The organism is Qipengyuania thermophila, from assembly GCF_004153605.1.
GTDB classification, from domain to species: Bacteria; Pseudomonadota; Alphaproteobacteria; order Sphingomonadales; family Sphingomonadaceae; genus Qipengyuania_B; species Qipengyuania_B thermophila.
This window is the reverse complement of the sequence record NZ_SDSI01000001.1, coordinates 406,302-425,473: the sequence shown is the minus strand read 5'-3', so window position 1 is coordinate 425,473 and position 19,172 is coordinate 406,302. Positions and strand designations below refer to the sequence as shown.

General features: G+C 69.8%; 12 protein-coding genes. 4 read left to right on the top strand and 8 right to left on the bottom strand.

The features are described from left to right. Positions 1 to 97: 97 nt before the first annotated feature. The gene (locus ETO60_RS02030) at positions 98 to 2,269 is read left to right on the top strand and encodes a S9 family peptidase (RefSeq protein WP_390612452.1); all 2,172 of its coding nucleotides are present in this window, start codon (positions 98 to 100) and stop codon (positions 2,267 to 2,269) included. Between the two features lie 27 nt (positions 2,270 to 2,296). After that, positions 2,297 to 2,713 (top strand): acyl-CoA thioesterase, encoded by a 417-nt coding sequence (locus ETO60_RS02025; protein ID WP_130002261.1) that lies wholly within the window; start codon positions 2,297 to 2,299, stop codon positions 2,711 to 2,713. Between the two features lie 3 nt (positions 2,714 to 2,716). On the opposite strand, the gene ETO60_RS02020 is transcribed toward ETO60_RS02025, so the two are convergent. From ETO60_RS02020 to ETO60_RS02000, 5 genes are all read right to left on the bottom strand, one after another. Continuing rightward, positions 2,717 to 4,390, bottom strand: coding sequence for a GGDEF domain-containing protein (locus ETO60_RS02020; protein WP_165362085.1), 1,674 nt, complete (start codon positions 4,388 to 4,390; stop codon positions 2,717 to 2,719). 145 nt (positions 4,391 to 4,535) lie between these two features. Then, positions 4,536 to 5,651: an alanine dehydrogenase gene (ald, locus tag ETO60_RS02015; RefSeq protein WP_130002257.1), complete on the bottom strand. Its 1,116-nt coding sequence runs from the start codon at positions 5,649 to 5,651 to the stop codon at positions 4,536 to 4,538. Positions 5,652 to 5,731: 80 nt separating this feature from the next. Continuing rightward, entirely contained in the window at positions 5,732 to 7,294 is a 1,563-nt protein-coding gene (locus tag ETO60_RS02010) for a DUF389 domain-containing protein (protein WP_130002255.1), read from the bottom strand. A 21-nt stretch (positions 7,295 to 7,315) separates the two neighbouring features. Further along, entirely contained in the window at positions 7,316 to 9,670 is a 2,355-nt protein-coding gene (locus tag ETO60_RS02005) for an FtsK/SpoIIIE family DNA translocase (protein WP_130002253.1), read from the bottom strand. A 65-nt stretch (positions 9,671 to 9,735) separates the two neighbouring features. Next, positions 9,736 to 10,293, bottom strand: a complete 558-nt coding sequence (locus ETO60_RS02000; RefSeq protein WP_234026265.1) for a thiamine phosphate synthase — start codon at positions 10,291 to 10,293, stop codon at positions 9,736 to 9,738. Positions 10,294 to 10,315: 22 nt separating this feature from the next. On the opposite strand from ETO60_RS02000, the gene ETO60_RS01995 reads away from it, so the two are divergent. Together ETO60_RS01995 and ETO60_RS01990 are read left to right on the top strand one after the other, a co-directional pair. After that, a complete protein-coding gene (locus tag ETO60_RS01995) occupies positions 10,316 to 10,981 on the top strand; it encodes a YggS family pyridoxal phosphate-dependent enzyme (RefSeq protein WP_130002251.1) in 666 nt (221 codons plus the stop codon). Further along, positions 10,974 to 11,654 carry an HAD family hydrolase gene (locus tag ETO60_RS01990; RefSeq protein WP_130002249.1) on the top strand — a complete coding sequence of 227 codons (681 nt, stop codon included), beginning with the start codon at positions 10,974 to 10,976 and terminating at the stop codon, positions 11,652 to 11,654. Before ETO60_RS01995 ends, ETO60_RS01990 begins: the two co-directional genes overlap by 8 nt. A gap of 49 nt (positions 11,655 to 11,703) precedes the next feature. Here the strand turns inward: ETO60_RS01990 and ETO60_RS01985 are convergent, their stop codons facing one another. From ETO60_RS01985 to ETO60_RS01975, 3 genes are all read right to left on the bottom strand, one after another. Beyond that, positions 11,704 to 14,475, bottom strand: coding sequence for a TonB-dependent receptor (locus ETO60_RS01985; protein ID WP_130002247.1), 2,772 nt, complete (start codon positions 14,473 to 14,475; stop codon positions 11,704 to 11,706). A 100-nt stretch (positions 14,476 to 14,575) separates the two neighbouring features. Next, positions 14,576 to 17,329, bottom strand: coding sequence for a [protein-PII] uridylyltransferase (locus ETO60_RS01980; protein ID WP_130002245.1), 2,754 nt, complete (start codon positions 17,327 to 17,329; stop codon positions 14,576 to 14,578). After that, complete coding sequence (locus ETO60_RS01975; protein WP_130002243.1) at positions 17,326 to 19,023, bottom strand: class I adenylate-forming enzyme family protein; 1,698 nt, start codon at positions 19,021 to 19,023, stop codon at positions 17,326 to 17,328. The genes ETO60_RS01980 and ETO60_RS01975 overlap by 4 nt, the downstream gene beginning before the upstream one ends. Between the last annotated feature and the right edge of the window lie 149 nt (positions 19,024 to 19,172).

Here is a 19,172-nt window from a genome sequence, read left to right as displayed (position 1 = left end):
CCGCGTGCGGTCACGAGGTCTGATCCCCCTTCTCGCCGCATGTGGCGCCGCCATGCTTGGCGCCTGCGCCCATATCCCGCAATCACAGGAAGTCCGCGTGTCCGACACCCCTGACGCTCTGGCCGAAGCTGCGGCCGCCAACGCCAGCCCGAACCCCGCTGCGGACCCCCAGCCCAGATGGGCCGCGGCGGCCAGGCCCACGCCGCCGGTCGCCGAACGGCGGCCGCACCGTGTCACCGTGCATGGGGAAACCCTGGACGATCCGTATCACTGGTTGCGCGACCAGTCCTACCCGACCATCGACGACGCCGACGTGCTCGCCTATCTCGAGGCGGAGAACGCCTATTTCGAGGCGGTCATGGCGCCGCGGGAAACGCTGGTGGAGACGCTGTTTGCCGAGATGCGCGGGCGCATCAAGGAGGACGACAGCACCGTGCCGCAGAAGGACGGCGACTGGGTGTACTGGTCGGCCTTCGACACGGGCGCGCAGTACCGCAAGCATTACCGCCGGCCTGCTGGTGCGGCCGGGGCGGAGGCGCGCGCCACGCTCATCCTGGACGAGAACCAGCTCGCCGAAGGCAAGGAGTATTTCCGCCTCGGCGCGGCGACGGTCAGCCGCAACGGCCGTTATCTCGCCTACTCCTATGACGACGACGGGTCGGAGCGGTTCACCATCCGGATCAAGGATCTGGAAACGGGCGAGCTCCTCCCGGATGCCATTCCCGGAACGCTGACCGGACCGGTGTGGGTGGCGAACGACACGGCGCTGGTATACGGGCTGGCGACGCCCGAATGGCGGGTCGACAATGCCCGGCTGCACCGGCTCGGCACGCCGGTCGACGCGGACATCGAGCTGTACAAGGAAGCCGACGAGGGGTTCCGGGTCGACAGCGACCTGTCGGCGCAGGAAGACTGGCTGATCATCAGCACGGGCGACAACGAGACGAGCGAGGTGCGGCTTGTGCGCGCCGACGATCCGACCGGGCCGCAGGTGCTGGTGCGGCCGCGGCAGAAGGGGGTGGAGTACAGCGTCGATGTTCGCGAGGGCACCGTCTTCGTCCTCACGAATGACGAGCATGTGAACTTCCGCCTCGCCACGGCGCCGCTCGCGCAGCCGGGCGCGTGGCAAACGCTGATCCCCGGCTCGGACAGCTTCTATCTCACCGAAGTGTCGCTGTTCCGCGACTTCTTCGTCACGGAAGGGCGGCGGCAGGGTCTCGACCAGATCGAGGTGCGGTCCTACTCCGATCCGGCCGCGGCGACTCCCATCGCCTTCCCCGAGGCGAGCTTCGTCGCCGGCCTGTCCAGCAATCCCGAATACGCCACCGACCGGCTGCGGCTGTCCTACCAGTCGATGGTCACTCCGGGGTCGGTGTTCGACTACCATGTCGCGGACGGGCGGCTGGAACTGCTGAAGCGGCAGGAGATTCCGAGCGGGTATGATCCGGCGCTTTACGCCACGGAGCGGGTGGACATCACCGCCCGCGACGGAACACGGGTGCCGGTGTCGATCGTCTACCGGCGCGACCGCGATGCGCTGAACGGCGGTCCGGGCGGGCCGCTGCACCTGTATGCGTACGGCTCCTACGGCATCGCCGTGCCGCCGGGCTTTTCCACCAGCCGGCTCAGCCTGCTCGACCGGGGCATGGCCTTTGCCATCGCCCATGTGCGGGGCGGCGATGATCTGGGACGCAACTGGTACCTTGCCGGCAAGCTTGCACAGCGCACCAACACCTTCACCGACTTCGTCGACGCCGCGCGCGGGCTGATCGCCGCCGGCTATACCACGCCGGGGCGGATCAGCGCCTCGGGCGGTTCGGCCGGGGGCACGGTGATGGGAGCGGTGATCAATTCCGATCCCGACCTGTGGGGCGCGGTGGTGGCCCATGTGCCGTTCGTCGACGTCCTGAACACCATGCTGGACGGCACCTTGCCGCTCACTCCCGGAGAGTGGCCCGAATGGGGCGACCCGATCACCGACCGGGCCGCGTTCGAAACGCTCCGCGCCTATTCCCCCTACGACAACGTCCGGGCGCAGGACTACCCGCCGCTCCTCATCACGGCGGGGCTCAACGACCCGCGGGTGACCTACTGGGAGCCGGCGAAGTGGGCGGCGCGGCTGCGTGCGACCAAGACCGACGACAACATCCTGCTGCTCAAGACCAACATGGGCGCCGGACACGGCGGCAAGTCGGGCCGGTTCACCGCCCTGCGCGAAACGGCGGAGGAATACGCGTTCATCCTCTGGCAGCTGGGTCTGGCACCGTAGGTGGACCGGGATCGGCCCGCCTTCGCGATGACGTTCACCGCCGCCGCCGCGGACATCGACGAGCTCGGGCATGTCAACAACACCGTCTGGCTGCTCTGGGTGCAGGAGATCGCCACCGCCCACTGGCAGGCGGTCGCCGCGCCCGAGCATGTGCGCGACCTCCTGTGGGTCGTGACGCGGCACGAGATCGACTATCGCGGCAACATCGGCACAGGGGAGACGGTGGAGGCGCGCACCTTCATCCCCGACCCGCCGCGGGGGGCGCGGTTCGACCGCTGCGTCGAGTTCCGGCGGCCGGGCGGACCGGTGCTTGTCGCAGCGCGCAGCACCTGGGCCCTGATCGAGCGCAGCAGCGGCCGGCCGATGCGTGTGCGTGACGACGTTGCCGCGCCGTTTCGCGCCGCAACCGGTCCGGGTTCCGGCAACGGCGGCGGCGGGAGCTGATCCTCAGGCGGCCGCGGCCGGAGCGGTTCCGTCCTGTTCCGGAAGCTCGCCGTAGCCGTCCTGCCGCTGGTCGAGCAGGCGCCACACCGCCGTCACGGTGCGGTTCCGGCCTTCGCGCTTGGCTTGATAGAGCAGCAGGTCGGCGCGGGAATAGGCCGACGAGAACGACAGGGGTTCGTGCGCGTCGGACGGCAGGACCAGAAGCCCCATGCTCGCGGTGACGATCTGTTCCAGCCCGTCCACCTCGCGCGCAACCCGGACCGAGAGCATCCGCCTGAGCTTCTCCGCCCGGGCGGCGGCATCCTCTCCGCGCAGCAGCAGCAGGAACTCCTCCCCGCCCATGCGCACGGCGATGTTGTCAGGGTCGCTGGCCAGCACGCGGGCGGTGATCTCCAGCACCTGATCGCCGACCGAATGGCCGCTGACATCGTTGATGGCCTTGAAATGGTCGATGTCGATGAGCGCCAGCGTGTCGTAGCCGCAGCTGCGCAGGCCGGTGAAGCGGGTGTCGATGGCGCGGCGGTTGAGCAGGCCGGTGAGATGGTCCCGCTCGGCCAGATTGCCCATGACCTGCGCGCGGGCCTGCGCCACGTCGCGCTCGCGCCGGATGGCAAGGAACAGGAGGCTGATGGCGATGGTCGACATGACCGTCTCGATGAAGACGCCCATGCCGAGGAACACGAGGCCGTCGGCCGGAAGACGGTACGAGAACAGGTCGGCGATCATCTGGACGGCGAAGAAGAGCAGCAGCGGGGCCCAGCCGGCGACCTGCATCCGCGCCGTGCCGGTGCCCTTGCGGAACTCGATGCCCATGACGGTGCCGAGCAGCAGCAGGACGGGCAGCAGCGTGTAGCCGAAGGTGCCGGTGGGCAGGAGGGTGTCGAGCGCGCCCGCCGCGAACAGCGCCGTCATCACCGCCGCGTAGATGGCGCCGGCGGCCAAGGCGACGGGCACCCGGCGGTTCGTGCGCGAGGCAAGGGCAAAGGAGCGCTTGAACAGGCATGCGCTGACCCCGCACAGGCCGAGCATCACCATCAGCAGCCGGTACCAGCCGGCCATGCTGAGATCGACGATCTCGAACACCAGTCCGGACCAGACGAACAGCAGACCGGCCACGCACAGCGTGACGAGAGCGTGCTGCAGGAACACGCCGCGGCGCAGCACCCGGAACACCGCCACGTCGAGGAGCGGCGGCACCAGCAGCATGCCCAGCAGCAGCGCCAGCGCGGTGACCGCAAGGCGCTCACCCCGTTCGCTGCCGGGCGGGTTGGCGGTGGCGCCGATGGCGTGGAGGATGTGCCCGGTGCGCGGCCGTTCGATCACCGCGTAGAACGCGGCCGCTTCGGCGGGCTGCGGGAAGGGAAGGGCAAAGAGCGGCTGCCCCGACAGCGGCTGAACCGAATCGAAGCTGTGCGCGCTCGTGAGCAGGGTGCCGTCGGCGTCCTCGCCGACAAGGGTGATGCGGTCGAAACTTCCCAGACCGGCGCGGAAGTGGCGGATCGGTGCGCCTGTCTCGGTGGCGGGGGGGAAGCGCACCGCGATCCGCTCCCCGGTCAGATGCGAGATCCGCCTCCGGCACGACCATTTGGCCGACGCGAGCGCCTCCGCCAGAGCGGGCGCGGGTGGCAGGCTGGTCCAGCACGCCGCCACGCTGTTCTTGCCCTGGGGTGCAGCCATGGCCGCAGAGCCCGTCAGAACGGCAAGCGCCGCCGCGATGCACAGGAACAACCGGACCATCGGGGAGCCATAGACAGGCGCCGGTTAGGAGAAGGTAAAACAACCGGCATGCCAGGCGGCGACGGTGCCGCCTGCGTCCGGTTCCTCAGCCAAGCACCTCGTCCACGGGGCGGTAGGCGTGGCCGAGTTCCTGCGCCACCGCCTCGTAGGTCACGTGCCCGTCATGCACGTTGAGGCCCGCGGCGAGATGCGGGTTCTCGGCAAGCGCCCGCTTCCATCCAAGCTCCGCGATCCGCAGCGCATGGGGCAAGGTGACGTTGTTGAGGGCGTAGGTGCTCGTGCGCGCCACGGCGCCCGGCATGTTGGCGACGCAGTAATGCACCACCCCGTCCACGACATAGGTCGGCTCGGCGTGAGTCGTGGGGCGGCTTGTCTCGAAGCAGCCACCCTGATCGATGGCCACATCGACCAGCACCGCGCCCTGCTTCATCCGGCCCAGCATGTCGCGGGTGATGAGCTTGGGCGCCGCGGCGCCGGGGATCAGCACCGCGCCGATCACGAGATCGGCCTGCACCACCTCGTCCTCGAGATTCGCCTTGGACGAGAAGCGTGTCTTGGCCCGGCTCTCGAAATGGATGCCAAGCCGCTCCAGCACTTCGGGATCGCGGTCGAGAATGGTGACATCCGCGCCGAGGCCCACGGCCATCTGCGCCGCGTTGAAGCCCACCACCCCGCCGCCGATGACGCACACCTTGCCGGGAAGAACACCGGGCACCCCGCCCAGCAGCACGCCGCGCCCGCCCTGCGCCTTTTCCAGTGCGGTGGCACCCGCCTGAACGCTCATCCGGCCGGCCACCTGGCTCATCGGCTTGAGCAGCGGCAGGGTCCGGTTCGGTCCGGTCACGGTTTCGTAGGCGATGGCGGTGACGCCCGAGCGGATGAGATCGTCCGTCTGCTCCGGGTCGGGAGCAAGATGGAGGTAGGTGTAGAGCACCTGCCCGCGACGCAGGCGCGCCCGCTCCTCGGGCTGCGGCTCCTTGACCTTCACCACCATCTCGCACTCGGCGAAGATCGGCTCCGGCCCGTCCACCACGCGCGCGCCGGCGTCACGGTAGGCGGCGTCGCTGGCCCCGATGCCCAGCCCCGCGCCGGTCTCCACCCACACTTCGTGCCCGCGATCGGCCAGTTCGTGCACGCTCTCCGGGGTCAGGCCGACCCGGTACTCGTGGTTCTTGATTTCCCTGGGGCAACCGATGCGCATGGCGAAGGAGCAATCCTTTGACGACTGGCAGGCGCCCTACAGCGCGCCCAGTCGTGGAGCAAGCGGCCTCGTGCTCCGGCTCAGCCTTCGGGCACCTCCCACTCGGCCACGATCCGGTCCGCCTCGCTGCCGGTCCGTTCGGAGACCGCCACGCCCTCGTCCCGCAGGCGCTCCGCCGCCGCGGCGAGGGCCGCTCCCCGCCCGGTGAGCACCACCGCCAGCCCGGTGCGCCGGGCGCCCCACGCGATCACCGCCAGCGCCTCGGCATTCGTGTCGGCGTCTCCTCCGTCGGCGCCGGACAGCGCCGGCAGCTGGGCGGGCGGCGGGCGGACGGTGATCTCCCAGTCGGGCCAGGCGTCCTGCGCCCGGCGCTCGAGCTGCCGCCACCCCCTGAGGTCGACACCGGCCAGCGCCCGTCCGGGAACGAAGGCACGCTGGCCGACGCGATCGAGCATGACCTCCGCGCGCGGCGCGCCGGCGATGAGGGCGATCTGCTCCGTCAGCCGGGCCACCTCGCGCTCGGCCGCGGCAGCGCGGTTCGCGGCCCCGGGCGCGGCGGGTTCGACGGCTGTGCTGCCGGTGCCGACGCGCAGCTGCTCGATCGAGACGCGAACGGGGCGGTCGAACAGCTGTTCGAGCCGCGCCCGCACCGCCTGCTCCACACGGGCGCGGTATTCAGGTGTCAGCACGACCGCCCGCACGGTCAGCGGCTGGCTGTCCCACTCCACCTCCAGCGCGTTGATCCGGGCGGGGCTGTCGAACTGGTCGGCGATGGCGTTCTGGATGATCCGCTGGCTGTTGGCCTCGAAGGCGATCTGTCTGAGGGTCAGCCCCAGCGGCACAGCGAGCGCGAGAAAGGCGAGGGCGATGAAAATGTTCTGAAGGGTGCTCGACCGTCCCGACAGGTGCGAGCCGAAGCCGTAGATGCGGGCCATGATCGCGGCCGTCAGGGTGATGGTCATCGCGTTGGTGAAGAACAGCAGCAGCGCGCCGCTGAACACCGTCCAGTTCATCGTTGCGAGCCCGAAGCCGACCGCGCCGAGCGGAGGCATCACCGCCACGGCAATCGCCACGCCGACGATGGCGCCCTCGCGCCCGCGGATCATCGCGTAGCTGCCGGCGAGGGCGGAAAACAGGGCGACGAGCAGGTCGAACAGGTTCGGCCGGGTGCGGGCGGCGATCTCGCTCGTCACCGTCTGCAGCGGCGAGGCGAACACGAGCAGGGCGGAAAAGGCGATGGCGACCAGCATCCCCGCCACGAGGGCCGTGACACTGCGCCGCAGCCACGGCTGGTTGCCGATGGCAAGGGCAAAGCCCGCGCCGAGCATCGGTCCCATCAGCGGGGACAGCAGCATGGCGCCGATCACCACGGCGGGCGAGGACAGCAGCATTCCGAGAATGGCGATGCCGGCCGACATGGCGGTCATGAAAGCATACCGCCACGTCAGCGCCGCCTCGCCCTTGATCTTCAGAACCACGCCCGAATGATCGAGATCCTTGAGCCCGTGGTCGCGCCAGTGCCGCCGAAGTCTGGCCAGCGCGCGTCCGACCGGGCCGAACTGCCACCGGCGCGGGTGGCGCGCGCGCCGCTGCTCCGCCCGCTCCGGGGTGGCGGAGGCGCTCGCCGCGCCGGCGATGTTCATGATCCTGCGTGCCTCACCGCGTCACAGAGCATTGCCGTCGCGGTCGCGGAACACCTCGCGCCGCCCGACATGGTCGGCCGCGCTCACCAGCCCTTCGCTCTCCATCCGCTCGATCCACTTGGCCGCCGTGTTGTATCCGACGCCCATCTGGCGCTGCAGCCAGGAGCCGGAAGCTTTCTGCGCCTCGAACACGATCTGGCAGGCCTGCCGGTACTTGCGCTCCTCGGGATCGTCCGACGCGGTGACATCGTCGCCGAAGGCGAAGCCGCCGTCCTCGGGCTCCTCGGTGACGGCGTCGACATAGGCCGGCTTGCCCTGCGCGCGCCAGTGGTCGGCGACCCGCTCCACCTCCTCGTCGCTGACGAACGGGCCGTGGACGCGCAGCGTCGCCCCGGTGTTGGGCTTGTAGAGCATGTCGCCCTTGCCCAGCAGCTGTTCCGCGCCCTGCTCGCCCAGGATCGTGCGGCTGTCGATGCGGCTGGTCACCTTGAAGGAGATGCGGGTCGGGAGGTTGGCCTTGATGACGCCGGTGATGACGTCGACGGAGGGGCGCTGCGTCGCCATGATGAGGTGGATGCCAGCCGCGCGCGACTTCTGCGACAGGCGCTGGATCAGCACCTCGATCTCCTTGCCGACCGTCACCATGAGATCGGCAAGCTCGTCGACGATCAGGACGATGAGGGGCAGCGGCTGGTAGTCGAGCTGCTCTTCCTCGAACAGCTCCTCGCCCGTTTCCGGGTCGAAGCCGGTCTGCACCCGCCGCCCCAGCGGCTTGCCCCGCGCCGCGGCAGCCCGCACCTTTTCGTTGAAGCCGCCGATGTTGCGCGAGTTGACGGAGGACATCATGCGGTAGCGCCGCTCCATCTCCTCGACCGCCCATTTGAGCGCCCGAACGGATTTTGCCGGCTCTGTCACCACCGGCGACAGGAGGTGCGGGATGTCGTCATACACCTTGAGCTCGAGCACTTTGGGATCGACGAGGATCAGCCGGCATTCGGCGGGGGAGAAGCGGTAAAGGAGCGACAGCAGGATCGCGTTCAGCCCCACCGACTTGCCCGATCCGGTCGTGCCGGCCACCAGCAGGTGCGGCATGGCGGCGAGATCTGCGACGATCGGCTCGCCGGCGATGTCCTTGCCGAGGATGATCGGCAGGGCACCCTTGGCCTCGGCAAAGCTCGCGGAAGCGACCAGCTCGCGGTAGGAGATCGTCTGCCGCTGCGCATTGGGCAGTTCGATGCCCATCACCGTCTTGCCCGGAATGGTCGACACGCGCGCGGAAATGGCGCTCATGTTGCGGGCGATGTCCTCGGCCAGGCCGACAACCCGGCTCGCCTTGATGCCGGGCGCCGGTTCCAGCTCGTACATGGTCACCACCGGCCCCGTGCGGACCGCGGTGATTTCGCCCTTGACGTTGAAGTCGTCCAGCACCGTCTCGAGCAGACGGGCGTTGCGTTCGAGCGCCAGCTTGTCGAGCGGCTGCACCTTCTCGTCCGTGGGCGCGGCGAGCAGGTCGAGCGGCGGCAGGGCGAAGTCGGTGAACATGTCGCCCTGCTGGGGCCGGGGCGGGGCTGGACGCACGGCGGCATGCGGGTCGGCAATCGTCGGCGTGCGGCGCGGCGCCGCTTCGGCCGGCGCCGGTGCAGGCGTGTCGCCTTCCGGAACGGGCGGCGCCGGATCCGCTGCGGGGACGGCGGCGCTGTCCGCGGCGGCCGCCGCCTCGCCCGGCGCGGCACGGCCCGGCGGCAGCGGCAAGGCCCGCGCGAGACGCACCGCATGCTCCCTGCCAACCCCCATCAGCCGCGCCAGCACGGCGCCACCCCCCGCCAGCGCCGCCAGCGCGATCAGCACCGTCAGCCAGCCTCCCGACGCCGGGCCGGCTGTGGCGGCGAGAGCCTGCACCACCTGCGCACCGAGCAGTCCGCCAAGACCTCCCGCTCCTGCCGGCAGTCCCTGCACGCCGCTGCCCAGCAGCAGCGTCAGCGCCGTGCCAAGGCACACGGCGCCCGCGAGCAGCAGCAGCGCCGCGCGGGCGATCTGCTGCCGCCACGAGCCGCGCTCGCGGTCCCGCTCGTGCCAGAGCGCCGCCGCGCCCTGAAACAGGATCAGCGGCACGACGAGCGCCGTCCAGCCCAGAATGAGATACAACCGGTCCGCCCACCACGCCCCGGGCCGGCCCAGCCAGTTGCCGATGTCCGTGCCGCTGGCGGCGGTGGAGGGGCTGGGATCGGTCTGCGTGTAGGTGAGCAGCGCCAGCAGCAGGGATGCGCCGAGCAGCAGCAGGACCGCCGCGCCCAGGATCCGCCCCGCGCGGGCGGCCGAGCTGCGGACCGCGACGCGCCAGCCAGGTGCGACCCGTGTCTGCGCCCGCGATGCCATGTGATGCTGCCCCTGCCCGCTCTGTGGGATCCGGCCCGCATCATGCGGCGGGCCGCGCCGCCGCGTCAACCGCTTCGCGACCGCACCTTCGCGGCAAGCCCGTCAATGGCGCCCCAGCGCGGCCAGCCCATCGCCCGCGCCCTCGCGGCCGTCATGCCGCCAAGCGCGATCACCGGCACCCGGGTGAGCGACGCCAGCTCCTTGAAGCCGTCCGGCCCGAGCGCAGGAGCACCGGGGTGCGACCGGGTGGGGAACACGGGCGAAAGGAAGATCCCGTCGACACGGGCCGCGGCCGCCGCGAGCAACTCGCGCCTGTCGTGGGCGGCGGCAAGCCGAAGCAGGCCGGCGGACGGCGCCAGTCTCTCCAGCGGGCCGTAGGCGCCATCCGCACCCCATGCCGCTGCCTCGTCGGCGGAGGCGGACAGGACCACGCGATGACCCGCCGCGCGTGCGGCTGCGGCGATCCCGGCGAAGCGGTCCTGCCGTTCGTGGCCGGAGAGGTGGTAATGGCGGAAAACCACTCCGCTGCCGGGCGGCAGGGCGCTGATCGCCTGGTCCAGCACCGCGTCGTTCCGCGCATCGGTCAGCAGCCAGACACGGGGAAGGGGCTGGTCGTCAGGCACGGCAACGCTATAGCGGCGCGTGATGCCCGACCCAAGCCAGGCGCTCGCCACCATACAGGACCGGATCGCCCGCGCCTGCCGCATCGCCTCGCGCGACCCGGCGGAGGTGACGCTGATCGCGGTCAGCAAGACCCGGCCTGCCGACGCCATCCGGCCGCTGCTGCGGGCGGGGCAGCGCGATTTCGGCGAGAACCGGGTGAGCGAGGCAGCCGCCAAGTGGCCGGCTCTGCGGGACGAGTGTCCCGATGTGCGGCTCCACCTCGTCGGCCAGCTTCAGTCGAACAAGGCCGAGGACGCCGTGCGTCTGTTCGACACCATCCATTCGCTCGACCGGCCGAGCCTCGTTGCCGCCCTCGCACGCGCCTCCGACCGCACGGGCCGCCGGGTGCCGTGCTTCGTGCAGGTGAACATCGCCGGGGAGGCGCAGAAGGGCGGCTGCCCGCTGGCGGCGCTGCCTGCTCTTGTGGAGGAGTCCCGCCGCGCTGACCTTCCGCTCGCCGGGTTGATGTGCCTGCCGCCCCTCGGCGTCGAGCCGGCGCCCTTTTTCGCCCTGCTGGACAAGCTGGCTGCCGACATCGGCCTGCCGGGGCGGTCGATGGGGATGAGTGGCGACTTCGACACCGCGATCCTGCTCGGGGCGACGCATGTCCGTGTGGGCACCGCGCTGTTCGGCGAGCGGGATGGCTGAGGCGCGGTTTGCCGGCCGCACCGTCGCGGCGGTGCTGTTCGACATGGACGGGCTGCTGTTCGACACCGAACGCCTGTTCTTCCGCGCCATGGAGGCCGCGGGCAAGGAACGGGGGCTGCGCGTCACCCGCGACTTCTATGTCCGCCTGCTCGGCAACCCGCGCGAGACGAACTGGCAGCTCATTCGCGACGAGTTCGGCTCCGCGGTCGATCCGGAAGCCTTCCACGACCGGTGCCATGTGCACATGGATGGCCTTGTCGAGACAGGCCTGCGGCTGAAGGCCGGCGCCACCGAGCTGCTCGATTCCGCCGCGCGCCTGGGGCTGGCGTGCGGCCTCGTCACCTCGTCCGCCCACCGCTGTGTGGAGCGCAACCTCGCCGCGTTCGGCCTCGCCGGCCGGTTCGCGGCGGTCGTGGCGCATGGCGACACCGCCTCAGGCAAGCCGCATCCGGCACCCTACCTCGAGGCCGCCGCCCGTCTGGGGGCACAGCCGCAGCAGTGCCTGGCCCTGGAAGATTCGCACAACGGGGTCCGATCGGCCGCTGCGGCGGGAGCGGTGACCGTGATGGTCCCGGACCTGCTGGAACCCGCGGCCGACATCCGCGCCCTGTGCACCCTCATTGCGCCCGACCTTCACGCGGTGGCGGCGCAGCTGCGCCCGGCACAGAGCTGAGCCGCGGTCCGGGCGCAACGTCCGGACCGCAGCCTGACTGCTCGGCGTCTCAGAACTCGGCGCGCACGGTGATGCCGTAAGTCCGCGGTTCGGCGAGGAAGGCGGAGAACGTCTGCTGCGGCGCCACGAACGGCGTGTTGAACGCGACCTGAGTGTAGTCCGTGTTGAACAGATTCTGCACCCAGCCCTCGATCGCGAAGCGGCCGGCGATGTTGGTGATGCCGACGCGGCCGTTCACCACGACGAAGCCGTCCTGCTCCTTGCCGAACAGCAGGTCGGAACCGGTGTTGTAGTCGCTGGTCATGCGCGCGTTGAGGAAGAACAGCCCGCGTGCGCCGCCGGGCACGATTTCCGGCGTGAAGGTGATCGACGAGGTGGCGGTGATCTCCGGCGCATTGGACAGGTTGTCGCCCGGCAGCAGCCGGAGCGCCGGATCGAGCGGCGCGCCGGTGGCGTTGCCGATCAGGTCGTTGCGGTACTTCGTGTCCGAATAGGTGAAGCCCAGCGACACCGCCAGATCGCGCACGGGGTTGAGAGCGATCTCCGCCTCGACGCCCTGGGCGATGACCCCTGCGCGCACGTCGTCCGGCGAACAGGCGCCGGTCGTCGCGCTGGCGTCCCGGTCGGCGCCGCCCAGCGCGGTGCCGCAGGCGTTGACGTTCTGCACCACGAACACCGAGCCGTTGAAGGTGTTCAGCTGGAAGTTGGAGAATTCCTGCCGGAACGCCGCCAGGCTGATGCTGAGCGGCCGCGTCGCGTATTTGAGGCCGATCTCGTAGGCGTTGACCGTTTCCTGGTCGAACTGGAGCGCCGCGACATTGATCGCCGCCGGATTGAAGAAGGGCGGGTTGGCCAGCGCCGAGCGGTCGAGGTTGAACCCGCCCGCCTTGTAGCCGCGCGAATAGGATGCGTAGGTCAGCAGGTCCGGCGTCGGTTTCCACGACAGGATGGCGGTGCCGGTGAACTCGTCCTCGCTCCGCCGGTCGGCCAGCGTCCGGTTGTTCAGCTCGGAGGTGGAATTGCCCTGACAGGTCAGGCCGACGATCCCCTGCGTCAGCGCGCCGAGCGCCGGGTTGGTCAGCAGCGATCCCAGCAGCGCCCGGTTGGCGGGGCAGAAGGTGTTGTCGTTGGTGATCAGCGCGTCGAGCGTCTTCGTCTCGTTGGTGTAGCGCAGGCCGAGCGTCAGATCGACCGTGTCGGTGATCGAGAAGATGTTGTGGGTGAACAGCGCGAAGTTTTCCGAGCGCTGGTTGTAGATGTCGCCATTGGACCCGCGGTCGTTGACCTGAGCCAGATTGTTGATCCCGGCGATGATCAGCGGCGTGGCCGGTCCGAAGGCGCCGGCACCCCCGTTCGCGGCGGTGAGCGCGGCGACGTTGGCGCCGAGGCAGTTGGGCGCCGCCGGGTTCACGAGCGCGGGGTTGATGGCGAGCGCGATCCGGCAAGAGGCGAAGGTGCCGTACTGCCGCCCGAAGCGCAGGTTGTCGCGCACCTGGAGGCGTTCGTTGGCGTAATAGCCGCCCACGAGCCAGTCGAGCCGGTCGTCAAACAGCGAACCCGACAGCCGCAGCTCCTGTGTGAAGGTCTTGAACTGCCGCGCGCCGCCGAAGCGGTTGGGGGCGCGGTAGAGCAGATCCACCGTCGTGTAGTCGGTGTCCGATCCCTGGAAGTTGTCGTACTCGCGATAGCCGGTGATGGAGGTCAGCGTGGCGCCGCCGAAGCTCCAGGTCAGTTCACCCGAGACGCCATAATCCTTGGTCTCCCCCTCGTAGGAGCGGCCCGGCGTGAGGTACAGGTTGCGGTTGAAGGTCGACTGCGTCAGCGCCCGGCGGTCCTGCCCCAGCGCCAGCAGCACCGGGATGATCGGGTTCGACGTGCTCGTCAGCGGCGCGCCGCCTTCCGGCCGCACGAAGCTGTTCAGCCCCGGCGCCACCCGCGCGAGCGGCGCGAATTCCGGCTGCACGAAGGTCGCCGCGCAGCAGGCCTCGTTCCGCTTGGCATAGTCGCCAATCAGCCGGAACCGGACGTCGTCCGTCGGTTCGAACAGCAGCTGGCCCCGCACGAAGATGCGGTCACGGTTGTTGATGTCGGTGTTGTTGACGAGGTCGGTGTAGAACCCGTCGCGCTTGAAGTAGACGCCGTCGACGCGCGCGGCAACCGTTTCCCCGAACGGGGCGTTCACGCCCGCCTCGACGCGGATGGCGTCAAAATTGCCGTAGGTGAAGGCGCCGTAGCCGTTGAAGTCGAAGGTCGGCGGCGCGGTGTAGATGCTGATCAGACCCGCCGAGGAGTTGCGTCCGCCCAGCGTGCCCTGCGGCCCGCGCAGGATCTCGATCCGGTCGAGCGGGCCGAGTTCCGACAGCGCGCTGCCCGAACGGGACCGGTAGACACCGTCGATGAAGACCGCAACCGAGCTTTCCAGACCCGGATTGTCACCCACCGTGCCGATCCCGCGGATGCGGGCCGACCCGTTCGCCTCGTTGCTGGTGGAGGAGACCAGCAGCGATGGCGCGACCTGGTTCAGCTCGCGGATGTCGGTCGTGCCCGAGTTCTGCAGCGTCGAGGCGGTGATGGCCGAGACGGCGACCGGCACGTCAGCCAGCGCCTGGGCGCGACCCTGCGCCGTGACGATGATGACGTTGGTGTTGTCCTGATCCACCGAGCCGCTCTCCAGAGGGGAGGGCGTCGTGCTGCCCGGCGTGGTCTGCTGCCGCTGCGCGGTGTCGGTCCGGGTGTCCTGCGCCGCGGCAGGCGCCGCGATCAGGCCGATGCCCGCTCCCGCCAGAGCGAATGCGCGAAAGGATACCGCAGCCAGCTTCATGCTTCTTCCCCCGATGTGCCGCAGGCTTTTCGCCCGCTGGTGATGGACCAGTTGATATCGTTAACGGCGGCAGACGCAATGCCGCTTGTGCGCGTGAACCTCATGCGGCGCTCAGCCGTGTTGTGCTTGCATCACCCGCCGCCGCCAGCAGCCGCGCCTCGATCCCGCGCAGACGGGACGCGGACGTGACCTTCGCGCCTTGGGCATCGGTGACGTAGAAGGTGTCGGCCACCCGTTCGCCATAGGCGGTGATGTGCGCCGAATGCACCCGCAGGTCCGCATCGAACAGCCCGCGCGCCAGCCGGTAGAGCAGGGCAGGGCTGTCACGCGCGATCACCTCCACCACCGTGAAGCGGCGCGAGGCGGCGTTGTCGAACAGGACGTTGGGGGCGACGGGGAAGGCGCTCATCCGCCGGTCGGGCAGCGGCCGGGCGGCGAGCAGTTCGGCAAGGGGCAGCCGGTCGGACAGCGCATGGGTGATGGTGCGGGACAGGCGCTCGAGCTGCCGCGGCTCGTCGAGAAGCGCGCCGTGCGGCGACTGGACGAGGAAGTTGTCGATGGCCCAGCCGGCGGCCGTGGTGTGGATGCGCGCATCGATGACGTTGCCGCCGGCGAGGTGGATGGCGCCGGCGATGCGGTAGAACAGGCCCGGCGCGTCGCGCGCCACCACCGTCACCAGCGTGGCGCCGCGTTCGGCATCGACCCGGCAGGCGATGGCGGCCGGGTCCGGGCTACGCTGCGCCCGGTCGAGCAGCCGCAGATTGGCGGCGATGACCTCCGGCGCCTCCGCGATCCAGAAGGCGTCGCCAAGCTCTTCGCCGAAGCGGTCGACGAGAACCGCGTCATCGCCGAGACACTCGCGGGTGGCGCGCCGGCGCGCGGCGATCCGCTCCGCCCGGGAATGGCGCAGATGGCCAAGCCGCAGGCGTTCCTCCGTCGCCTCGTAGAGGCTGGCGAGGAGCTGCGCCTTCCAGCTGTTCCACCGTGCGGGGCCGACGGCGTGGATGTCCACCGCGGTGAGGACGGCAAGATGCCGCAGACGTTCGAGGCTGGCGACCCGGCCGGCGAAGTCCTCCACCGTCTGGGGGTCGCTCGTGTCCCGCCGGAACGCGGTGTGGCTGAGCAGGAGATGGTGGCGCACGAGCCAGGCGACCTGCGCGGTTTCGCCCGTCGACAGGCCGAGGCGCGGACACAGCCGTTCCGCCACCTCGGCGCCCAGGATCGAATGATCGCCGCCGCGGCCCTTGGCGATGTCGTGCAGCAACACCGCGACATAGGTGACGCGGCGCTGCGTCACCTCCCCGAACAGCCGTGTCTCGTGCGGGTGGTCGGCGGCAAGCTCGCCCTTCTCCAGCCGGGACAGCAGGCCGATGGCGCGGATGGTGTGCTCGTCCACGGTGTAGTGATGATACATGTCGAACTGCATCTGCGCGGTGATGCGGCCGAAATCCGGCAGGAACCGCCCCAGCACGCCGGTGTCGTTCATCCAGCGCAGCGTGGTCTCGGGATCGTTCCGTCCCGTCAGCAACTCCAGGAACAGGGCGTTGGCACGCGGGTCATGCCGCAGCGCGCTGCGGATCAGCACCGCGTCGCGGGTCAGCAGACGAAGCGTGTGCGGGTGGATCTCCAGCCGATTGCGTTCCGCCAGGTGGAAGATCTCCACCAACCGTCGCGGATCCTTGCGGAACCAGTCGTCGGCCGGAGCGGCGATGCGCCCGCCAAAGACGCGGTAGCCGCCGAGCGGGCGTGGCCGGGCCCGGAACGCCGCCAGAAGTCCGGTCCGGCGGCGCGAGCGGTTCATCTCCTCGTCGAGATGAGCCAGAAACACCCCCGTCAGGCTGCCGACCCGCCGCGCGTGGCGGAAATAGGTCTGCATGAACAGTTCGGTCGCGCTGCGCCCCGGCCGGTCGGCGAAGCCCATCCTGGCGGCGATCTGGCGCTGCGCGGCGAAGCCGACTCGCTCCTCAGCGCGTCCGGCGAGATCGTGCAGGTGGCAGCGGACCGCCAGCAGGAACGACTCCGCGCGCCGGAAGCTCCGGTATTCGCCCGGCGTGAACAGCCCCGCCGCCACCAGTTCGAACGCCGAGTTGACGCGGTGGCAGTACTTGCCGATCCAGTACAGCGCCTGGAGGTCGCGCAGCCCGCCCTTGCCGTCCTTGACGTTGGGCTCCACGACGTAGCGGCTGTTGCCGAGCCGTTGATGACGCGCCTCGCGTTCCGCAAGTTTGGCGGCGACAAATTCAGCCGCGGTGCCGTCCATGACCTCGCGGCGCAGCCTTTCCTCCACCTGGGCGAACACATCGTCGTCGCCGCACACCAGCCGGCTTTCGAGCAGCGCCGTCCGCACGGTGAGATCCTGGCGCGCGATGTGCACGGTCTCGCTGACCGAGCGGCTTGCATGGCCGACCTTCAGTCCCAGGTCCCACAGGTGGTGGAGCACCGTCTCGATCACCTGCTCGCACCACGGCGTGCGGCGCGTCGGGGTGATGAAGGCGACATCCACGTCCGAATGCGGCGCCATCTCCGCCCGCCCGTATCCGCCCACGGCCACAACCGCCAGCCGCTCGGCCGAGGTCGGGTTGTGGAGAGGGAAGGTGCGGGCGACCGTGTGGGTGACGATCGCCTGCACCAGCCGGTCGATCAGGTGAGTGTAACTCCGGGTGATCTCGTGGCCCGACAGCGGCTGCGCCAGCAGGCGGCTGGCCAGTTCGGCCCGCCCGTGTCGCAGCGCCGCGCGCAGCAGCGTCGTGACCCCCGCCCGTGGCGAGGGTCCGGCGGCCGCTTCAGCAAGGGACGCGGCCAGCTGGTCGTGATCGATGATGTCGCGTGGCCGGAGAACGTGGCCCCGGTTCAAGCGGCTTCGACCTCCTGCGCGTAGGTGCGGCGCAGCGTCACCTTGTCGATCTTCTCCGTGCCGAGGCGCGGCAGCGGCGCGTCCGCCCGCCACAGCCGTTCGGGAATCTTGAAAGCGGCGATGTGCTCTCCGAGAAAGGCCTTGAGCTCGTCGGGGGTCAGCGTCGCGCCGTCGCGCGGGTAGTACACCGCGGCGCAGATCTCGCCATACCGGTCGTCGGCCAGGCCGAAGACGGAGCATTCGGCGACGTCGGGATGGGCGTAGATCGCCTGCTCGACCTCGGGACAGGCGATGTTCTCGCCGCCGCGGATGATGATGTCCTTCTTGCGGTCGACGATGAACAGATACTCGTCCTCGTCGAGATAGCCGAGATCGCCGGTGCGGAAGTAGCCGTCGGCGGTGAAGGCCGCGCGGGTCGCCTCCTCGTTCTTCCAGTAGCCGAGGAAGTTCGCGACCGAGCGGATGCAGACCTCGCCGCGTTCCCCCTGCGGCACCGGCCTGCCCTCGTCGTCGAGGATGGCCAGATCGACGAGCGGCTCCGAGGCGCGGCCGGTGCTGCCGGGCTTGGCCATGTAGTTCTCGTTGAAGTTGCCGCAGCCCACGGCGTTCGTCTCGGTCAGACCGTAGCCCAGCAGGGGGAAGCCTTCCGGAAAGGCGTCCTTGATCTTGGTGACATGATCGACCGGCCGCGGCGCGCCGCCGGCGGCAAAGCTCTTGCACGCCGACAGGTCGAAGCGGTCACGCTCGGGATGGGTGGCGATCTCGTAGCTCATCAGCGGCACTCCGACGAAGTAAGTCACCTTTTCGGCCTCCATCAGCCGCATCGCCTCGCGCGCGTCCCAGCGCGGCATGAACACCAGCTTGCGGCCGATGGCGAAGGACTGGAGGAACAGCGGCACTTCGCCCGTGACGTGGAACAGCGGCACCGCCACCAGCGCGCAGGGCTGCTGTCCGGCCGGCGGCGCCATGCCGCGCATGGTCAGCGCGTGAAGGCTCATCACCGTCTGGGCGACGTAGCTCATGGTGCCGTGCACGACGCCGCGATGGTTGGAGTAGGCGCCCTTCGACTGACCGGTGGAGCCGGAAGTGAAGAGGATGGTGGCAAGATCGTCCGGTCCAAGCTGCGGCAGCTCCGCTTCGCCGGCATCGGGCCACAGCGATGCAAATCCCTCTTGCGGCGGAACCCCGTGTTCGAACCGGAGCAGCCTGGCCCGATGGGCGCGGCCCTCCAGCCGCTTCTCGCGCGCCTCGTCGACGAGGACGAGCGCGCATTCGGCAAGATCGATCCCCTCGGCCAGCTCCTCGCCGCTCCAGAACCCGTTGAGCAGGGTGGCGCAGCCCCCGGCGAGCAGCACGCCCATATAGGCCACGGCCCAGTTGGCCGAATTGCGCGCGGCGATCCCGACCCTGTCACCCTTGGCCACCCCGTGCCTCGCAACGAGGCCGGTCGCGACCGCGCGGGCAGCAGCGTAAGCTTCGCCGAAGGTCAGGCGCACTTCCCCGTCGACCATGAACGGCACATCCTTGTGCTGCTGGCAGAAGTGGCCGAGATAGTGCGCAAGGCTCGGCGGAGCGTTCTTGAGCGCGGGGACCGTGGTGCCGAACGCCTCGAACGGGACTGTCTCGAACATGCCGCCGGGCGCGGTCAGTCCCGCCATGATCTGCTTGAGCTGCTGGTCGAGTTCGGTGGGCATCGGCGTCTCTCTCCAATTGCTGTGCGGCGCGGGCCATGACGTCCCCGCACCCGGTCGAGCGGGCTTCCTTCGCAGCCGCGGCTATGCCAAGACTGGCCGGAAAATGCCCCTTGGGGGCGTTGTTTGTCGCCAAGCCTAAGGAAAAAGCC

Coding starts and splice junctions, on each gene's coding strand:
- ETO60_RS02025 (WP_130002261.1), top strand. CDS start 2,297: ATGACGTTCACCGCCGCCGCCGCGGACATCGACGAGCTCGGGCATGTC.
- ETO60_RS02020 (WP_165362085.1), bottom strand. CDS start 4,390: ATGGCTGCACCCCAGGGCAAGAACAGCGTGGCGGCGTGCTGGACCAGC.
- ald (WP_130002257.1), bottom strand. CDS start 5,651: ATGCGCATCGGTTGCCCCAGGGAAATCAAGAACCACGAGTACCGGGTC.
- ETO60_RS02010 (WP_130002255.1), bottom strand. CDS start 7,294: ATGAACATCGCCGGCGCGGCGAGCGCCTCCGCCACCCCGGAGCGGGCG.
- ETO60_RS02005 (WP_130002253.1), bottom strand. CDS start 9,670: ATGGCATCGCGGGCGCAGACACGGGTCGCACCTGGCTGGCGCGTCGCG.
- ETO60_RS01995 (WP_130002251.1), top strand. CDS start 10,316: ATGCCCGACCCAAGCCAGGCGCTCGCCACCATACAGGACCGGATCGCC.
- ETO60_RS01990 (WP_130002249.1), top strand. CDS start 10,974: ATGGCTGAGGCGCGGTTTGCCGGCCGCACCGTCGCGGCGGTGCTGTTC.
- ETO60_RS01985 (WP_130002247.1), bottom strand. CDS start 14,475: ATGAAGCTGGCTGCGGTATCCTTTCGCGCATTCGCTCTGGCGGGAGCG.
- ETO60_RS01975 (WP_130002243.1), bottom strand. CDS start 19,023: ATGCCCACCGAACTCGACCAGCAGCTCAAGCAGATCATGGCGGGACTG.